11 protein-coding genes and 1 pseudogene are annotated in these 16,015 nt (G+C 63.9%); 2 read left to right on the top strand and 10 right to left on the bottom strand.

Translation table 11 applies throughout. The features are described 5' to 3' along the window. Window positions 1-38 precede the first annotated feature (38 nt). The 8 genes and pseudogenes from G6N09_RS20430 to G6N09_RS06425 all read right to left on the bottom strand — a co-directional run. A pseudogene (locus G6N09_RS20430) lies at window positions 39-101 on the bottom strand (zf-HC2 domain-containing protein); the annotation flags it as partial. Further along, window positions 98-448, bottom strand: coding sequence for a heavy-metal-associated domain-containing protein (locus G6N09_RS06455; protein WP_234807015.1), 351 nt, complete (start codon window positions 446-448; stop codon window positions 98-100). The gene G6N09_RS06455 and the pseudogene G6N09_RS20430, both read right to left, overlap by 4 nt. Continuing rightward, entirely contained in the window at window positions 445-4,590 is a 4,146-nt protein-coding gene (locus G6N09_RS06450) for an AMP-binding protein (protein WP_083026022.1), read from the bottom strand. Before G6N09_RS06450 ends, G6N09_RS06455 begins: the two co-directional genes overlap by 4 nt. After that, a complete protein-coding gene (locus tag G6N09_RS06445; RefSeq protein ID WP_083026020.1) occupies window positions 4,583-4,828 on the bottom strand; it encodes an acyl carrier protein MmaB in 246 nt (81 codons plus the stop codon). Before G6N09_RS06445 ends, G6N09_RS06450 begins: the two co-directional genes overlap by 8 nt. Continuing rightward, the gene (gene fadD10 / locus G6N09_RS06440; protein WP_109558922.1) at window positions 4,821-6,377 is read right to left on the bottom strand and encodes a fatty acid--CoA ligase FadD10; all 1,557 of its coding nucleotides are present in this window, start codon (window positions 6,375-6,377) and stop codon (window positions 4,821-4,823) included. Before fadD10 ends, G6N09_RS06445 begins: the two co-directional genes overlap by 8 nt. A 22-nt stretch (window positions 6,378-6,399) precedes the next feature. Beyond that, the gene (locus G6N09_RS06435) at window positions 6,400-6,942 is read right to left on the bottom strand and encodes an FcoT family thioesterase (protein ID WP_083026017.1); all 543 of its coding nucleotides are present in this window, start codon (window positions 6,940-6,942) and stop codon (window positions 6,400-6,402) included. Beyond that, window positions 6,939-7,808 carry a (3R)-3-[(carboxymethyl)amino]fatty acid oxygenase/decarboxylase gene (gene scoE, locus G6N09_RS06430; protein WP_083026015.1) on the bottom strand — a complete coding sequence of 290 codons (870 nt, stop codon included), beginning with the start codon at window positions 7,806-7,808 and terminating at the stop codon, window positions 6,939-6,941. Before scoE ends, G6N09_RS06435 begins: the two co-directional genes overlap by 4 nt. Window positions 7,809-7,827: 19 nt before the next feature. Further along, window positions 7,828-9,285 (bottom strand): PPE family protein, encoded by a 1,458-nt coding sequence (locus G6N09_RS06425; protein ID WP_234807014.1) that lies wholly within the window; start codon window positions 9,283-9,285, stop codon window positions 7,828-7,830. A gap of 172 nt (window positions 9,286-9,457) precedes the next feature. Between G6N09_RS06425 and G6N09_RS06420 the strand changes: the two genes are divergently transcribed. Continuing rightward, window positions 9,458-10,267, top strand: coding sequence for a class I SAM-dependent methyltransferase (locus G6N09_RS06420; RefSeq protein WP_083026013.1), 810 nt, complete (start codon window positions 9,458-9,460; stop codon window positions 10,265-10,267). A 105-nt stretch (window positions 10,268-10,372) separates the two neighbouring features. Beyond that, window positions 10,373-11,287, top strand: a complete 915-nt coding sequence (gene gjpA, locus G6N09_RS06415) for an outer membrane porin GjpA (RefSeq protein WP_133053092.1) — start codon at window positions 10,373-10,375, stop codon at window positions 11,285-11,287. Window positions 11,288-11,440: 153 nt separating this feature from the next. Here the strand turns inward: gjpA and G6N09_RS06410 are convergent, their stop codons facing one another. Together G6N09_RS06410 and G6N09_RS06405 are read right to left on the bottom strand one after the other, a co-directional pair. Beyond that, window positions 11,441-14,299, bottom strand: coding sequence for an MMPL/RND family transporter (locus G6N09_RS06410; RefSeq protein ID WP_234807013.1), 2,859 nt, complete (start codon window positions 14,297-14,299; stop codon window positions 11,441-11,443). Between the two features lie 132 nt (window positions 14,300-14,431). Continuing rightward, window positions 14,432-15,958, bottom strand: a complete 1,527-nt coding sequence (locus G6N09_RS06405; protein ID WP_083026006.1) for an HNH endonuclease signature motif containing protein — start codon at window positions 15,956-15,958, stop codon at window positions 14,432-14,434. Between the last annotated feature and the right edge of the window lie 57 nt (window positions 15,959-16,015).

Below are 16,015 nucleotides of genomic sequence, written 5' to 3'. Positions count from 1 at the left end.
GCACAGCTGAACAGGTGCTCGTTGACCCGTGCAGCCGGTACGGGCTCACGTTCACCGTCTGTGCGGGCCGAGAGCGCCTCGCGAGCGACCTCGCAGTTCACTGCGCGGGCGAGCCCTGTCCGACGGTCGAGCCCTGCGAGGACCTGCCCCAACGCAGGAGGCGAGCCAGACTGGTGATCCGGTGCACGGTTCCGCCGGGTATCTCGGGGTCCTCGGGGCTGCGAGGTCGCTCCGACCGCAGCTCGGCGTGGTATCCGGCTTCGTCGATGATGTCGCACAGTTCCGCGACGCTCACGGTCGAGTCGGCATCGATGGTGGCGGTTGCGGTCGGGAAATCTGCCGACGCCCGCACCCCCGCGATCTTGTTCAGCTTCCGTTCGATATGTGCCGAGCACATTCCGCACGTCATGCCGGTCACGTCGAGTTGGATCCGTCGAGTGTCGCTCAAGGTCTCTCCTCCATAGCTTCCTGTGTAAGTAGTCGTACGGCAGAGCCTCCTGGTTCCAGTAGGCAGCCGTGCGCCACCAACTCGGGTAGCGGAGCGGGCTCGGCGGTCAACTCGGTGATGTGGTCTGCCTGCACCTCAAGGGTCGGGTAGTCGGCCAGGTACTGCGCGTATGTCCGCCCGTCGAGCCGCGAACCGAGGGTGAGCCACGCGTCGATCACTGCCCATCGACGCGGGTTGTGTCGCGCCCAGGGACTGTCATCCAAACGTTGCTTCCACTCGGGCGCGGAGAGCTCCGCACTGCCGAAGCGCGCGAGAAACTCCGAGTATTCGACGGGGGTGCCCCGGAGAAGGGTGATGCTGCGGTTCAGCGGCGCAGACAACAGACCGAAGATGCTGGATGCTGCTGACCACCCGGTGGTGACTTCCTCGGTCAACGACACGGCGGGATGCGCGTTCAACGCTCGGCACGCCGCTGCCAGTGCCATCAGAATGTCGGCAGAACCCTGCAGTTGCCCTGGCGTCCCCAACACCCGAGGCAGCCTCACCAGGGTGAAATCCAGGTTTGGCGCTCGGCGTGCGACGATCAATTCGGCCAAGGCCTTCGACGCGGCGTACGGGTAGGGAGCCGTGCGCGGATCAACCACCTGCGGTGCCGCGGCGTCTGCATTGACTACGGACGTGGACAGGTGGATCAGCGCTGCCCGTCGTAGGGCGCACGCCGTGACGATGCTGGATACCGCTTCGACGTTGGCCGGGCGCAAGTCACGGTAAGGCACTACGACGTTCGTGTTGCCGATCGCGTTGATCACGACCCGGGCATCCGTTGCGTGGATGAGTTCGGAAATGCCGTTCCGGGTGACCTGCTCGATCCTGACACCGTCGATTTCGGACAGTGCGCTCCATGGGTCAGTGCCGGGCAGGGGGGAAGTGGTTGCAAAGACCAGCTCGGCCGCGGACCCGCTGGCGTGCAGTGTGACGGCCGCCTGAGCGAATCCGGTCCCCAGGATTCCGGAGGATCCGAGCACCAGAACGGTACCGGTGGCGCGCGGCGTCGCAACCAGCGAGGGGATCGGCAGCGGCGCAGCGAGGGAAGAGACGTCGGCATCGATCTCGGCGGCGCTGGTCTCGTCCAGTCCCAGCCCTACCCCGATCCCGTCGGCGTCCTCAACGAGACGAGATGCGCTGTCGGCGCTGATCACGTCCAGCAGCGACAGATGACGGCGAAGGTAGCGTCGGGTGGCGGGCAGGATGCGGATCAGATCCAGTGAGCCGATGCCCTCGGCCAGCAGCGACGAACCCGGGCCCAGGTCGCGGCCTAAGCATTGGCTCCACAGCTCGGCCAGTCCGCCGGCTTGGCCCTCCGCCTCGCCAAGCCGCGTGTGTTCAACCTTGGGGAGCCGGTGGATATCGACTTTGCCGCCCGGCTTGCGGGGGATCTCCGCAACACCCGAGATCACGAAACCGGGAACTCTTGCGGTAAGCAGGATCTCCCGGATGCGCGCCTCCGCTGCGTCATCGGTGGAGCCCTCGCGGGTCCGTCGGGACTGAAACCAGATACCGAGCCGCGTGTTGTCGGGTTCGACGGCGACATCGGAGACTGCGGGGTCCTCGGCGATCAGCCGGGCAATTTCAGCGGTGTCAATGCGTTTGCCAGAGACCTTGACCACAGCGTCTTTGCGGCCCGCGAAGATGGGGAGGCTTTGAGCGTCGTAGACCACCCGATCGGCAGTGGCAAACGCGCGCAGCTGTGAGCCGTCCGCGCCGAGCACAGTGCCGAAGCTTGGACTGGAGATGCCCAGGTAGCCGGTTGACACCACGTCCCCGAGCAACACGATCTCACCGAACGCGATGAACACGGTCTGCGCAGCCAACGCGTGTCCCAGGCGGCGCTGACCCACAGGTTGGGCGACCCCGTTCTCGTGGTTCAGCGGCAGGTAGGTCACCACGACGGTCGCCTCCGTGGGGCCGTAGCTGGAGACCAGTGAAATATGGGATGCAGCTTCGAATGCAAGCCATTTCCCGGCCGCGCGGGGGCGGACTGCTTCCCCCCCGATCACGATCTGGCGTAACTGCGAAGCGGACAGTGCGGCCAGCACTTCGCTGTCGTCGCAGCACAGATGCCACAGGGCGGTGGGCAAGTCCAGGACGGTGATCCGTTGGCGCGCAACGTCGTCGGCGAGCTGCGCAAGATCTCCGGTTCGGGTCGCCGTCGATCGGATCAGATGCGCTCCGCATTGCGCGGCGCCGAAGATCTCTTCAACGCTGATATCTGAGGTCAGCGGCGCGCACTGCAAGACGGTGTCGGCGTGCGTCCACCCGTAGCCGCTGCGCTGGCCCTGGCAGAAGAGCGCCAGCGCGCCGTGTGAGATCGGCACCAGTTTGGGGTTGCCGGTGGAACCCGAAGTCGGCATGACGTAGGCAATTCGGTCCGCCAGTCCGGCATCGTCGCGGACCCGGCGTAAGCGTTCCCGATGGTCAGCCGGATGTGGCGACAGGTCGACTCCACCAACGTCCACGGACTGTGCTGAGAGTCCAGCTGAGGCGATCGCCGCCACGCGATCGCTGAGCTCGGTAACTGTGTCGCAGATGCTGTAGCCGCAGCCAGCCACGTGGCACGCCACAATGAGGTCAATGGTCTTGTCGGTGTGATCGTCGGTGAATACCACTAATTCACCGGGGCTGACTCCCGAGGACACCAGCCAGTCGATCCAGGCGTCGACGTATCGGCGGCCCCGTCGCCATCCGTCGAGGTCGACGCCCGGGTGGAGAAACCATGCCGCCGCGCTCGGCTTGACTGAACATGGCGCGCTACGGACAGCATGGCAGCTGCCGTCCTTCTGTACCTCCAGCCATTCGCCCACACTCATGGCTACGGGCTGATCCCAGAGTGCGGGCATGGATTGCAGCGTCTTGGCGACCAGCTCTGCGACACCAGGGCCGTTGGACTCGCTCTGGTGCTGCTCGCCGACCCAGATCGCCAAAGTCAGGATCTGATGCGGATCATCCTGAATTGCCGCAACGGTCAGGCCTTCAATCGGGCCGATATCGGTCGTTGTCGGAGTATCGCTGAGAAACGGCCGGAGTTCAGGTGCGCAGGGCTCTGCCAGAAAGTTCAGCGTTAGCACGTCGGTCTGCGGAGTTCTGTTTACCGTCAAGTAGATCCTGCGATACAGCTCCTCGCGAAACCAGCGGCGCCGCAGGGCTTTCACGTAGCCACGGTCGACCGCCGCGACGAGTTCGTGCACTGAGGTGAAGGCCGAGAACTTCACCAATTGAGCAATCGAATTGACCACGCAGGTAGCGACGTTGAGAGCGGGCTCGCCAAAGCGATTGTCTACTGCGTGAACCACGAGGGCATCGGTGCTCTGCCTGCGAGCCGCATCTACAGCTACGGCAGCCGCCGTGACCAATACCTGCAAGGGGACTTGTTTCTTCGCAGCCAAATCGGTGATGGCTACGTAGTCATCACCCGTGATCTGGAGCGACTCGCGCAGAACTCCCCGACGTGCACTGGCCGACGCCACGGACGACGGTGGTAGGCCGCCGGGGCTGACCTCAGCGGTCAGCTCCCGCTGTACCGAGCTGGTCAACCGGTCGTGTGCCACAGCAACAAGTTCAGTCTCCCGGCGCTGAGCCTCAGCCAGAAGGTTCAGTCCCGCGGCAACATCGGGAGCTGGCACGCTCTCGACAGACAGGTTATTGCCGAGGCTTGCCTCGATGAGGCCGGTGCCACCGCCGTCGAGCACGAGATGGTGCGCGTGCATGTCCAGGCCCACGACGTCGCCGCTGGAGTCCACATGGACGGCGTAACGCACCAAGGGGCGGGACAATATTCCCGAATCCCACTCTCCGGCCAAGGTTTCGGTATCTTGTCCTGTCAGTCGTACCAGGTCGTCGGGCTGGAGTCGCGGTACGAGGTGAGGATAGGACGTGTCCGACTGCTCAAGAACGCACAGTTGCACCGGGTTGCCGTTGATCGCGGCCTCTAGTGCGACCAGGAACTGGGGCAGCGGGATCGGAGAGAAGCGATATCGGCGTCCGATCAAATACAGCGTGGGGTCGGCGTCCTGGAGTATGCCGCGATAGATGTTCTGCTGGGAGACAGTGAGGGGAATGCGGATCCCCGGATGGGGATCAGGCATCCGAATCGGGGCTCCGCAATTCCGCCACCCAGCCAGCGATCGACAGGTTGCCCGCAAGGCGCGCCGGCAGCTCAGATTCGCGATCTACGCCCAGGCGCTTCATCAGCAAGACGAATCGGACCGAGTCCAGCCCGAGGTCGCGAAGGTCGGTGTCGTCGCCCGCGAACAGATCGTCCTCGTCGATATACAAGACGTCACAGATCGCATCGAGGATCTGTTGCCGATCAGGACTACTCATGTGAGTGAGCGCCGACTGCCGCGGCCAGCGAGGTCCGCATGACCTTGCCAGACTGGGTGCGCGGAATTCCTGCTACCAACACGATCGTCGACGGCCGAGCGGCCGACTCCACTTCACTCCGATACCTGGCTGCGATCGCCTGCTTGAGGCTGCGTGCGTCTGCTTCGTCGAGATCGTCCGAAGCGACCACCGCGAGGCCGACAAGTGCTCCGAATTCTGGGTCGGGGATCTCGTAGCACGCTGCCTCACGCACGCCGGACACCGATTCCGCGACACGGTCGACCTCTTCGGGGGCGACATTCACTCCACCGCAGATGATCATCTCCGAGGCTCGCCCCCGAATGTAGAAGAGACCGTCACTGCCTTCGTCGAGCAGATCCCCGGTGTTCACCCACCCGTCCCGCAGCGTCTCCTCGGTACGATCCGGGTTGTTCCAATACCCCAGCATGTTTGCCGGAGATTTGATCCACAAGGTGCCTGACGCGGCTGGGGTACCCGTAGGCCCGCTTCCGTCACCGTCGAGATGAGTCTGAACCCCTGGATAGGGTCGGCCGACCGCTCCGGACTCGATGGCAGTGATCGATCCTGGCGCGGTGGGAAGGCACATTGCTGTGCAGCCTGTCTCGCTCAGCCCATAGACCTGCGCGGTGCGAATTCCCAGGTCTTCGATGAACTTTACGTCGGACGCGATAGCGCGTGACCCGCCGTAGCCCAGGAAACGCAGCGAAGGCGGTGCCGGTGCGCCGCTTGCCCTCAGCTCGGCCACGAGACGTGAAAGAAGCGTCGGAACAAAGCAGATCGTAGCGACTTCGTTGGCTGTGATCAGCTCGAGCAGCGATCCTCCGCTGTCGCCCCCGGTGACGCATGTGCCGCCCTGCATCAGACAGTTCAGAATCCACCACAGGCCGCCGATGTGTGTCGCGGGCAAGGGTGAGTAGGCGACTTCGCCTACCACCCAATCGATCCACGTCAACCCAGTGTCTCGCAGTATGTCCGCGACGGCGTAGAAGGTTCGATTGGCCAGCAAGACGGCTTTCGGTTCGCCGGTGGTGCCGCTGGTGAAGATCATCGCCAGTGGGTCATCGGCTCCGATGTTCGGAGTCGGGAGCAGGCCGGCGGCCGCTGGTGGAGGGCCGTCTTCGGTAAGCGTCAATAGCGGTATTGCGGCGAGGGTCTCTGGTGGATCGGCGATCGACAGGCGCGCACCTTCGGTGCGAAGAACCGCGGCGGGTTCGGTGAGATGGGCGAATCTCTCGACGGTCGCAATCGGCAGATTGCCCTCTGCCAGAACCGCGATGGCGCCCAGTCGGGCGCAGGCAAGCACCGCCAGGTAGGTCTGCGGTCCGCTGTCGGAGACGATAAGAACACGCGATCCCCGCGATACCCCTCGCTCCTGAAGTGCTCCGGCTAGGCGCTCCCACTGAGCAGCCAGCTCGCTATAGCGAAGCGGACTGCTCCCGTCGCAACGACGCAACGCGATTGCATCGGGGCGCTGGCGCACGTGTTCGAGAATGCGTTCCAGTACGGACGTGGGTGCCTGACTGATCATGGCTACGAGCCTATTCCTGATCTCAGCCGGGAATGTTCAGTGCGGCGAGTTCGAATTCTCCGGACGCCGAACCGCCGTGCTCGTCCCAGAACTCGATGGCACACGGCACGCGCAGATAGCGCACCGAACGCTCCACGACCTCCAAGTTGGTGCAATGCAGCCGACCGAAGAAGTTGGTGGCGTCAATCGGCCGTCTGAACCGCGAGGAAGAGGTCCTGATGAACATGCTCGCCAGCTGGTGCTTGAGGTAGTCCTCGAACGTCCAGCCGTCGAAGAAGGGGAGCATGCCGTCGCCGATCACCGGCCCGAAAGCGCTGTAGGCGAGCTGATTGAACGCGAGCACCAGTTCAACCGCGTTGAAGTGGCCGGTGCTCCGGATGTATGCCGACTCGCCGATCGAGAAACTGCCCTCGGCGAGAACGTTCCCGTTCGCGACCTCTACGGTGGCGTCACGCAGATACCGACAGCCCTTGTACGAGTAGGGCTCAAGTACCTGTTCCAGGATGTTCTCCGGGATCGGTGCCGGGTTGCTCAGGGCCGCCAGAGTTGGTCCGCCGGCGCTCATACCGCGTATCCCGGCGTCGTGAGCCCGTCGAGCATGGTCAGGCGATATGTCGTCAGATTTCCGCTAGAGGTACCGTGCTTAGCGCGATGCATCAGAACTCGGTTGTCCCACAAGATGATATCTCCCACTTCGTAGTGTTGTGTATGGATCAAAGGGTGCGTGAAATCCGGATCATCCTGCCCGGTGGCCGCCATAAGTTCCTGTAGCACAGTCGGATCGAGAACCTGACCATCCTGATCCTCGATCTTCGTCGTACCCGAGGCGCAGATGTAGAGAATCTCTTCGCCCGTCTTGGGGTGACGAATGATGGTCGGCCATTTGATGGGGGGCGTGGTCTGGGTGATTTCGTCCCACACCTCGCCGATGGGCCGATAGACGTCATCGGGCCGGATCTTGATGTGTCGCCGTGGGTCGTGGGTGCTCAATGTTCCTCGCGCAGAGGCCTTCTTGTCCTCGGGAACAGACGCCCATGCTTTGTGCAGGTCGATGAAGTAGGTGCCCCGATCGGGTCCGGGCACGGTAAGCGGCAGCACCATCGAGAACGCGAACGGCTCCGGCATGAACATGTAGTCGATGTGCCAGAAGGCGCCGGTCCGGGGGACTCCTTGGTTCTCCTCGGTGGAGGAAACGAAGATGTCGGGGAACTCAGGGTGGTGATACATCGGCTCGTAGTAGGGCACGACCTCGCCGACGATCCGTCCCAGTTGCAGGTACTCCGCCGGAGAGGGGTGAACCCCTTTGAGGATGACGAGTTTGTTCCGGTAGACGATGTCACGTAGCTCGTCTCGGTCGATGCTGCTCAGATCCTTGGGGTTGATCCCTGTTACGTGGGCACCGAGCCCATGTCCGGTGACGGTTAGCGACATCTGGGGTTTGCCTCCTTGTTCATTTGTGGTCTTGGTCGTCGTTCGACAGAGTCATCCGCTCACCCTGGTCAGCGGTGCTCCAGGTGGCTGGCAGGAGAGGCGCCATGCTCGCCCTGCCCAGGGGTGATGAGCGCGACAGCCCCGCCGCTATGGCAGACGTGCGCGGCTCGGAGGTGGTGTTGGTGGGGCTGGCGTTCCCGGTATCGGAGGCCGCTCCGATCCCAGCGTCGTCGGTGGCCCGGAGATACTCATATCGGTCGCCGTGCATGCGAATTCGTCCGCGACGTCGGCGTCCGCGTTGGCTGCGGGCATCGGCGGAAACCGGCCGTTGAGAGGTTGCCCGGCGCGGCGCTGCAGCACTGCTGCTGGCCGCCATATCGCTACGGGGGCCGGCTTCGACGCCGGGAGGCGCCCAGCCGGAGACGAGGTAGGGAATGAGCGCGGCTACGCCGTCGACGGTGGGGGTGACGACGGGTGAGGTTGCACCAGGTGGGCTCGCGGTGACGCCCGCGCCCGCGGAGGACCCCGCTGCCGCAGGTGGCGCCACAACCACCGCGCTCGGGATGTCGGTGTTCGGATGGGTCGGCGATCCTGTGCCGATGTTGGGCGCAGACAGTGGAGGAAACAGATAGGCAAGCAACATTGGAAGCAACTTCAAGGCGCTCAGGGCACTGAGCATCGGAGCGAAGAACGGCAGCAGCAACAGCGCATACGATGCGTAGTACGGGTACCACAGCATGTCGTAGAGGACCAATGCCACTCCGGCTAGGAACCCCGCGATGACCGGGTTGAACCCAAGGCTCTTGAAGAACTCTTCGAAAATGCGAAGTAGCTCTTCGACATTGCCGGCGTTCTCCAGGAGTTCCGTGATCAGCCGGACCAGCTCCTGCAGCCAGTTTCCGGCGCCACCGTCCTCTGCTGGGCCGGCTTCCGCCGGGTTTGAGACGATGGCCGGAGCGGGGGGGACTTGCGGGGCTGTCGCGACCGCCGCGGCGGAGACGGCCTCATACAACGTCATGGTCTCTGCTGCCTGCACCCACATGCGGAAGTAGTCGGCTTCGTTGAGCGCTATCGGAACCGTGTTGACGCCAAAGAAGTTTGTCGCGACTAAGACGGCGTGGATGGCATGATTGGCCGCCAGCTCTTCGAGGGTCGGCATCGTCGCCAGCGCACCGCTGTAGGCCGCGGCGACGTTCTGATGTTGCGCTGCGTTGATCGCACTGTCGGCGGAAGCCCGGTTTAGCCACGCGAGGTAAGGCAAGTGTGCCGCCATGTACGCCTCAGCGCCGGTGCCCTGCCACTGGCTGGTTTGCACCTCGGCGAGTAGTTGGGTCAGCTCGGCGGCGGTATCGCTGTAGGCAAGACTGAGCCGTTGCCATTCCTCTGCGCTCGCAAGCAACGGACCTGGGCCGGGACCGGCAGTCAACGTCGCCGAGTGCGTCTCTGGAGGTAGCGCCATCCAGATCGGAGCGGTCACGGTGGCACCTCCTCGAAAGGTCGCGAGCTTCTATGGGCATGGGGAGAGCGGGCCGTCGCCCGTCACGAAGATGGTCGGACAAGACGGTTCAAAAGTTCCACACAGAAGGCCTTGCTACGTGTTGCGTTGCTCGCAGAGACTCTTTGGTTCCGGGCGGGTACGGTCTTGAGGCGTGCCAGCGATTGATGCCCGCCATCTTGACGGGATCTCCGAAACCGCCCTGCTCACGCTCTACCAACGCGCGGCGGAGGCGGAGCGGCCGGACGGACTGATCTACGATCCCATGGCCATCCAGCTGCGCAACAGTCTGGACTACGACTACGCCGACTTTGGCAAGACCCACCAGGCCACCGCAATGAGGGCGCTGGTGTTCGACCTTGCCGCACGCGACTACTTAGCGGTGCATCCCCGCGCGACGGTGGTCGCCCTGGCAGAGGGACTGCAGACAAGCTTCTGGCGGGTTGACAACGGATCGCTGACTTGGCTTTCGGTGGACTTGGATCCGATCATCCGGTTGCGCCAGCAACTGTTGCCGTCGTCAGAACGCCTGCGGTGTTGTGCCCAATCGGCGCTCGATTTCAGTTGGATGGATCAGGTTGATGCCAGCGCGGGGGTGCTGATCACTGCTGAAGGCTTGTTGCAGTATCTGGACCACGAATCGGTCTTCGGGCTGTTCGCCGCCTGCGCCGCACGGTTCCCCGGTGGTCAGATGATCTTCGACAGCGTCCCGCGGTTCTTGAGCGCCTACTCGCGCCGCAGGGGGATCAAGCTCAGCAAGAACTACACCGCACCGCCGATGCCCTTTTGGTTCACTGCGAAAGACTATGACGACCTGCTCGCAGTGCCTGGGGTCCGTGCCGTCCGCGAGCTCGGGATGCCGGCCGGACGCGGCAAGGTACTCGGCAGAGTGGCGTCGGCGGTCTACCGGCTCAAGTCGCTGCGGCGTTTCCGCGCCCCGACCAACCTCGTCGAGTTCGGCTGATCGGGGCGCAGGGCCTCCGGGCCGCCCGAACGGCGCGGATAGCACAACTTCAGATTTTCTTGCCGAACTTGGGAACTTTTCTCATCATGGGCCGACTTATTGGTCATGACACAGTTACACCCTTCTAAGACCCATGCAGTTCAGTTCGGCCGCCAGGCCTTCGTGGCCGCCGGAGCCGCCGTTGTCGTTTCCGGTCTGGTCGCGTCTGGCCCGGCGGTGCCGACGTTCTCCCATGCCGCCGCGGCACCGTCGGTGCAGCTCGCCGCTTCGATCGACCCCTTTGCTCCATGGGTCGAGATGTTCGAGACTACGGTGGCGAACGGTTCGGAGGTGTTCGACGCCGTCAAGGGAGCGGTGTCGGGATTCTTTGACATGGTAGAAGGCCAGTTCGCTGCCGCGACGTTCATCGGTGTGGATGTTGCAACACCCGAGGGGACGGACCTGGCCGCTCAGACTCTTGACTGGAATCACTTGTGGGGTCTGCAGTACCTCGCGGGCATGGACTTCGGCATGGGCGTACCGCCCATCGAGCCCGTTGAGCCGGCGGCCACGCTGCTTACCCTGATGTCGTCGCCCTTGACTGGTCTCATGATGGGGCTGGTCGGCCCTCTGATCAGCCCCGGGGTGGAGCTGTTCAACAGCGTCGGATCGATCGTCGACAACGTCTTCGGCGGCGACTTCGAGGCTGCACTGCAGGACGTGCTGGCCGCCCCGGCCAACGTCATCGGCGCCGTATTCAACGGTGCCAGCTTGAATCTCGATGCGTTGGCTCAGTTCTTGAATGAGGCTCTGCAGGTTCCGGAAGGCAATGCGATCCTGGGTGCGAGCTTCGAATTCGGTGGCCTTTTCACGCCCGGCGAGACGGATGCCGGCAACGTAGGCGGTTCGCTGTACAACTCGTTGGGGCTCCTGTTGGAGATGGAGGGCATGGGAATGCCCTACAACGCTCCTGGCGAAGGAGTTGGACTGATCGCGTCGCTGGTGAACCTGGCGGAGATGTTCTCTGCCGGAATGGGCTGACGCGGAACAGTTTCGCTACGGCAATAGGGGAAAGCGGGCGCCCGGTCAGGGCGCCCGCTTTTTCGTAGGGTTTTGTGGTGCACTGAAATGGCAAGTCAGGGCATCGCTTGTTGCGACCGTGCCTGCCGACCCGGTCGACCGGTTGACGCCCGGTTATGTTGCAGGAAGTGAATGGCTTTCGCTCTCAGCAGGATTCGGATTCGGCCAAGGGGCCGGAACAGGCCGCGGACGAACCCGCTGCGGCCACCAGAACCATCTGCCCAGCAGTGCGGCAACAGACGGCATCACGAAAGATCGGATGACCAACGTGTCGAAGAGCAGGCCGATCGCGATCGTCGTTCCGATCTGCGCCACCACCGTTAGGTCACTGACCGCCATCGACAGCATCGTCAAGGCGAACACCACCCCAGCCGAGGTGACCACCGAACCCGTGCCGCCCATCGCCCGGATGATGCCGGTGTTCAGCCCCGCGTGAATCTCCTCTTTGAACCGCGCGACCAGCAGCAGGTTGTAGTCCGAGCCGACGGCCAGCAGGATGATCAGTGACATCGCCATCACCATGAAGTGCAGTTCCAAACCGATGACGTGCTGCCACAACAGGATCGACAAGCCAAAGGACGCCCCCAGTGATATCAGCACGGTGCCGACGATCACCGCGGCGGCTATCACGCTGCGGGTGATGATCAGCATGATGATGAAGATGAGGCACAGTGCGGCTATGCCGACTGCCAGCAGGTCGTAGTTGTTGCCCTCCTGCATGTCCTTGAACACCGACGCCGTACCGCCGACGTAGATCCTGGAACCTTCCAGGGGAGTGCCTTTCATGGCCTCCTTGGCTGCGTGCTTGATGCCGTCGACGTGGGTGATCCCTTCGGGGGTCAGGGGATCACCGTCGTGGGTGACGATGAAGCGAACGGCATGTCCATCCGGTGACACAAACACCTTCAAGCCGCGCTGGAAGTCTGGATTGTCGAACACCTCCGGTGGCAGATAGAACGTGTCGTCGTTCTTCGAGTCGTTGAACGCTGCGCCCATGGCGGACTGGTTGTCCACCATCGCCGCGGTCTGATCCAGCAGGCCGTTCTGGGCGGAGTACATGGTGAGCATCGTGGATTGCGTCGACGTCAATGTCCGGATCTGTGCGGGCAGTTGCTGGAGTAGTTGCGATATCAGAGCGTCGAGTCGATCAAGCTCAGGCAGGACTTGGTCGATATCGCCGCTGAGTACGTCGGTGCCGTCGAGGGTGTCGAAGACCGATCGCAATGCCCAGCAGGTCGGGATGTCGAAACAGTGCGGATCCCAGTACAGGTAGCTGCGCAGCGGGCGCAGGAAATCGTCGAAGTCGGCCAGATGATTCCGCAATTCCGCAGTGTCAGAAGCCAGTTGATGTGTCTTGCCGACCATGCTGTGGGTGGTGGCGGACATCTCGGTCATCAACAGCTGCATCTGTTCCATGGCGTCGATGCCGCGCTGCAGATCCTCGGCGCTGGTGCGGAACTCCTTCATGCGGTCTTGCAGGTAACCCTGATTGAGCACCTGCACGGTACCCTGCAGGCTGAGCTGAGCCGGCAGCGAGCTGAACGTCAGTGGTGTGCCATCCGGGCGGGTGATCGTCTGGACCCGGCTGATCCCCGGTTGCCGCACGACCCGCCTGGTGATCTTGTCGATCACCAGGAAGTCGGCGGGATTGCGCAGGTCTCGATCGGTCTCCACCAACAAGACTTCTGGATTCATCCGCGCCGTGGAGAAATGCTGCTCGGCTGCGGCGTAGCCGGCGGTGGAGGGTAGATCCGGAGGAAGGTAGCGGCGTTCGTTGTAGTTGGTGCGATAGCCGGGCAGTGTCAGCAGGCCGACCAGGGTCAGAGCGGTGCTGGCCACCAACACCGGAGCCGGCCAGCGCGCGATGACCGCGCCGAGTTTGCGCCATCCGCGGATTCGCATGGCGCGCTTGGGTTCCAGCAGACCCCTGCGGCTGGCCACGGTGATGATCGCTGGACCGAGCGTCAAAGCCACCAGCATGGCGACCACCATTCCGGCGGCCAAGGGAATGCCGAGGGTCTGAAAGTAGGGGAGCTGGGTGAAGTGCAGACAGAACGTGGCGCCGGCGATCGTCGACCCTGAGGCCAGGATCACGTGCGCCGTCCCGTCGAACATCGTGTGGTAGGCCGATTCGCGGTCTTCGCCGGCAGTGCGGGCCTCTTGGTAGCGGCCTACCAGGACGATCGCGTAGTCGGTTGCGGCCGCTATGGCCAAGGTGACCAGCAGGTTGGTCGCGAAGGTGGTCAGCCCGATGAGGTGGAAGTACGCGAGCCAGGCCACCACGCCGCGTGCCGCGGCGAGGGCGAGAAACACCAACGCCAGCACAATCAGCCCGGTGCTGATTGACCGGTACACCAACAGGATCATGGCGGTGATGACCAGAAAGGTCAGGCCGACGATGACTTGCGCGCTGTGGTCGCCGGCCACCTGCTCGTCGGCGGCCAGCGCCGCCGGGCCGGTCACATGGGTGGTCACCCCTGGCGGGGGGTCGACTGCGGCGACGAGTTCGCGGACCGCTTCGAGCGACTCGTTCGCCAGGGTCTCGCCTTGATTTCCAGCGAGGTAGACCTGCACATAGGCGGCGTGGCCGTCATTGCTCTGCGCGCCGGCGGCGGTCAGCGGATCACCCCAGAAATCCTGGACGTGCTCGACGTGGGTGGTATCGGCGTTGAGCCTGCTGACCAGGGTGTCGTAGTAGCGGTGTGCGTCATCGCCGAGTGGCTGCCGGCTTTCAAGGAGGATCATCGCCGAGCTGTCTGAGGTGTATTCGCCGAAGACGTGACCGACCCGTTTCATCGCGCTGACCGAGGGTGCGAAGTCGGGACTCATCGGCACCGAGCGCATCTGGCCGACGACTTCGAGCGGTGGCACCGCGGTGCTCAGCACGACGACGACGGCGATCCATCCGAGAATGATCGGGACGGCAAGGCGCCGAATCCAGGAGGCGACGCCGGAGCGTTGTACTTGCTTCACGTGGGCATCACTGATCGGTGACGTGGTTCGTCAGCCCGGGGGTCGGCGCAAATCATTGCCTAGTGAGTCGGATGAGGTGTAGGGAAAGTTCCCTCGCTTGGACAGATTGCGGACCCTGTTGGGCCGATGACGTTAGAAGGGCGGCGGTTCCTCGTCCGCGGCGACGGGGGTTGGGCTTGGGAACCAGGTCGCTTGGCGGCCGGCGCGTCGTGCTTCGCGGGCCTTGCGGTTTTGGTTGCGTTCGGTGGCGGTGCGAGCTGCGCGGTGCTGAGCCCGGGTGCGTCGGCGGCGGGGCATCATGGCGGTGCGGTCACCACAGCGGTCATCGGCGCCTCGCTGGGGTGCGGGCAGGTCCCCCGTGGGCATGCACAGGCGGGGAAACAACAGAGCACTGCCGGGGGTGGTGACGTAGGTCTGCCCCGAGGGAGAGGTCAGGATCAGGGTGCCGTCTGGTAGCTGCTGATCGCGCCAGCCCCAAAACGTCTTCACCAAATGATGTGTGCGGCAATAACATTTGAGGTTCAACCCGTGGGTTTGGCCCCCATCGCCGTAGGGAATCGTATGGTCGATGTCGCAGTCGAGCGCCGGGCGGTCACACCCCGGCCAGCGGCACGTCAGATCCCGGCACCGCACAAAGTCGGCCAATGCCTTCGACGGCACATAGCCGGGCTCCGGTGGGGCATCGGCGGGATGGGCCAGCGCCACCAACCGGGCCGACGTGGCCAACTCGGCGATCAACTCCGGCGGGATCAATCCATCCGCCTCGACCAACGAACCCGGCACATCCCCAGTCCCGTCAACGGTGGCCTGCTCAGCGATCACATGGATCACCACCGGCGACGCAGCCGGGCGCCCACCCGCCACACAATCGGGCCGACCGCAGCAGCAACCCAGCCGATCCGCCCGCGCCGCCAACGCTCCCAACGCGTCGGCCCGCCGCTGATCACGAGTGCGTGGGTCGTGCTCACAGACCGTGGCCGCCAATGCATCCAGCGCCTTGTCCACCGCGCGAGCATCCGTGGCGAACACGCTGCCGCGGATCTCCGAAACACCACCCTCCACAAAGTCCTGGATCAGGATCTCGCGTTCGGCTTGACGTTCCTTACGCCGCCGTACGGCATCCGCGTCAGCCTTCGCCACAATCCTGTCGATCCGCCCCGCCAGCCGGGCCATGGTCAGCGACGGCCAACGCACCACCTCCGTCGCCAATCGGCGATCCACCGCTGCCAACACCTCACGGTCGACGATCAGACCGGTGCGATAGACCATGGTCTGGAACAGTCGAATGTCGATGTCACCCGCAAGGAACACCTCCGCCACCTGCGGCAACTGCTCACGCATCGCCCGGGCGTAGCGGAGCCGACTACCCGCGAGCCCTTGACTGATCCGCAGCGCCGCAGCCACCTCCGCAGCCACCGCGGCCTCGGTGTCTACCGCCCACTGCGCGGTCTCACCACACCGCCTCAACCGCAGCGCAAACAACTCCCCGATCGCCGCCAGCTGCGCTGCCGCGGCCCGATTCTCTGACCGCGTCGCTCCACAGATCCGCTCCACCAACGCCACCGACTCCGGCGTCGACGCCGGATAACGCCGCTCAAACCGCTCACTGAGCCGCGCGATCGACTCCGGAGACGGAACCCGCGACGTTCTATCGAACATGCGTTCGAGTTTAGCGGGGCCCACTGACACGCCGGTGTGATGTCTTGGGGGATGACC

Origin of the sequence: Mycolicibacter minnesotensis, assembly GCF_010731755.1 — a bacterium.
Lineage (GTDB): Bacteria > Actinomycetota > Actinomycetes > Mycobacteriales > Mycobacteriaceae > Mycobacterium > Mycobacterium minnesotense.
Note: the sequence above shows the minus strand (reverse complement) of the source record. Positions and strands in the feature narration are given on the sequence as shown.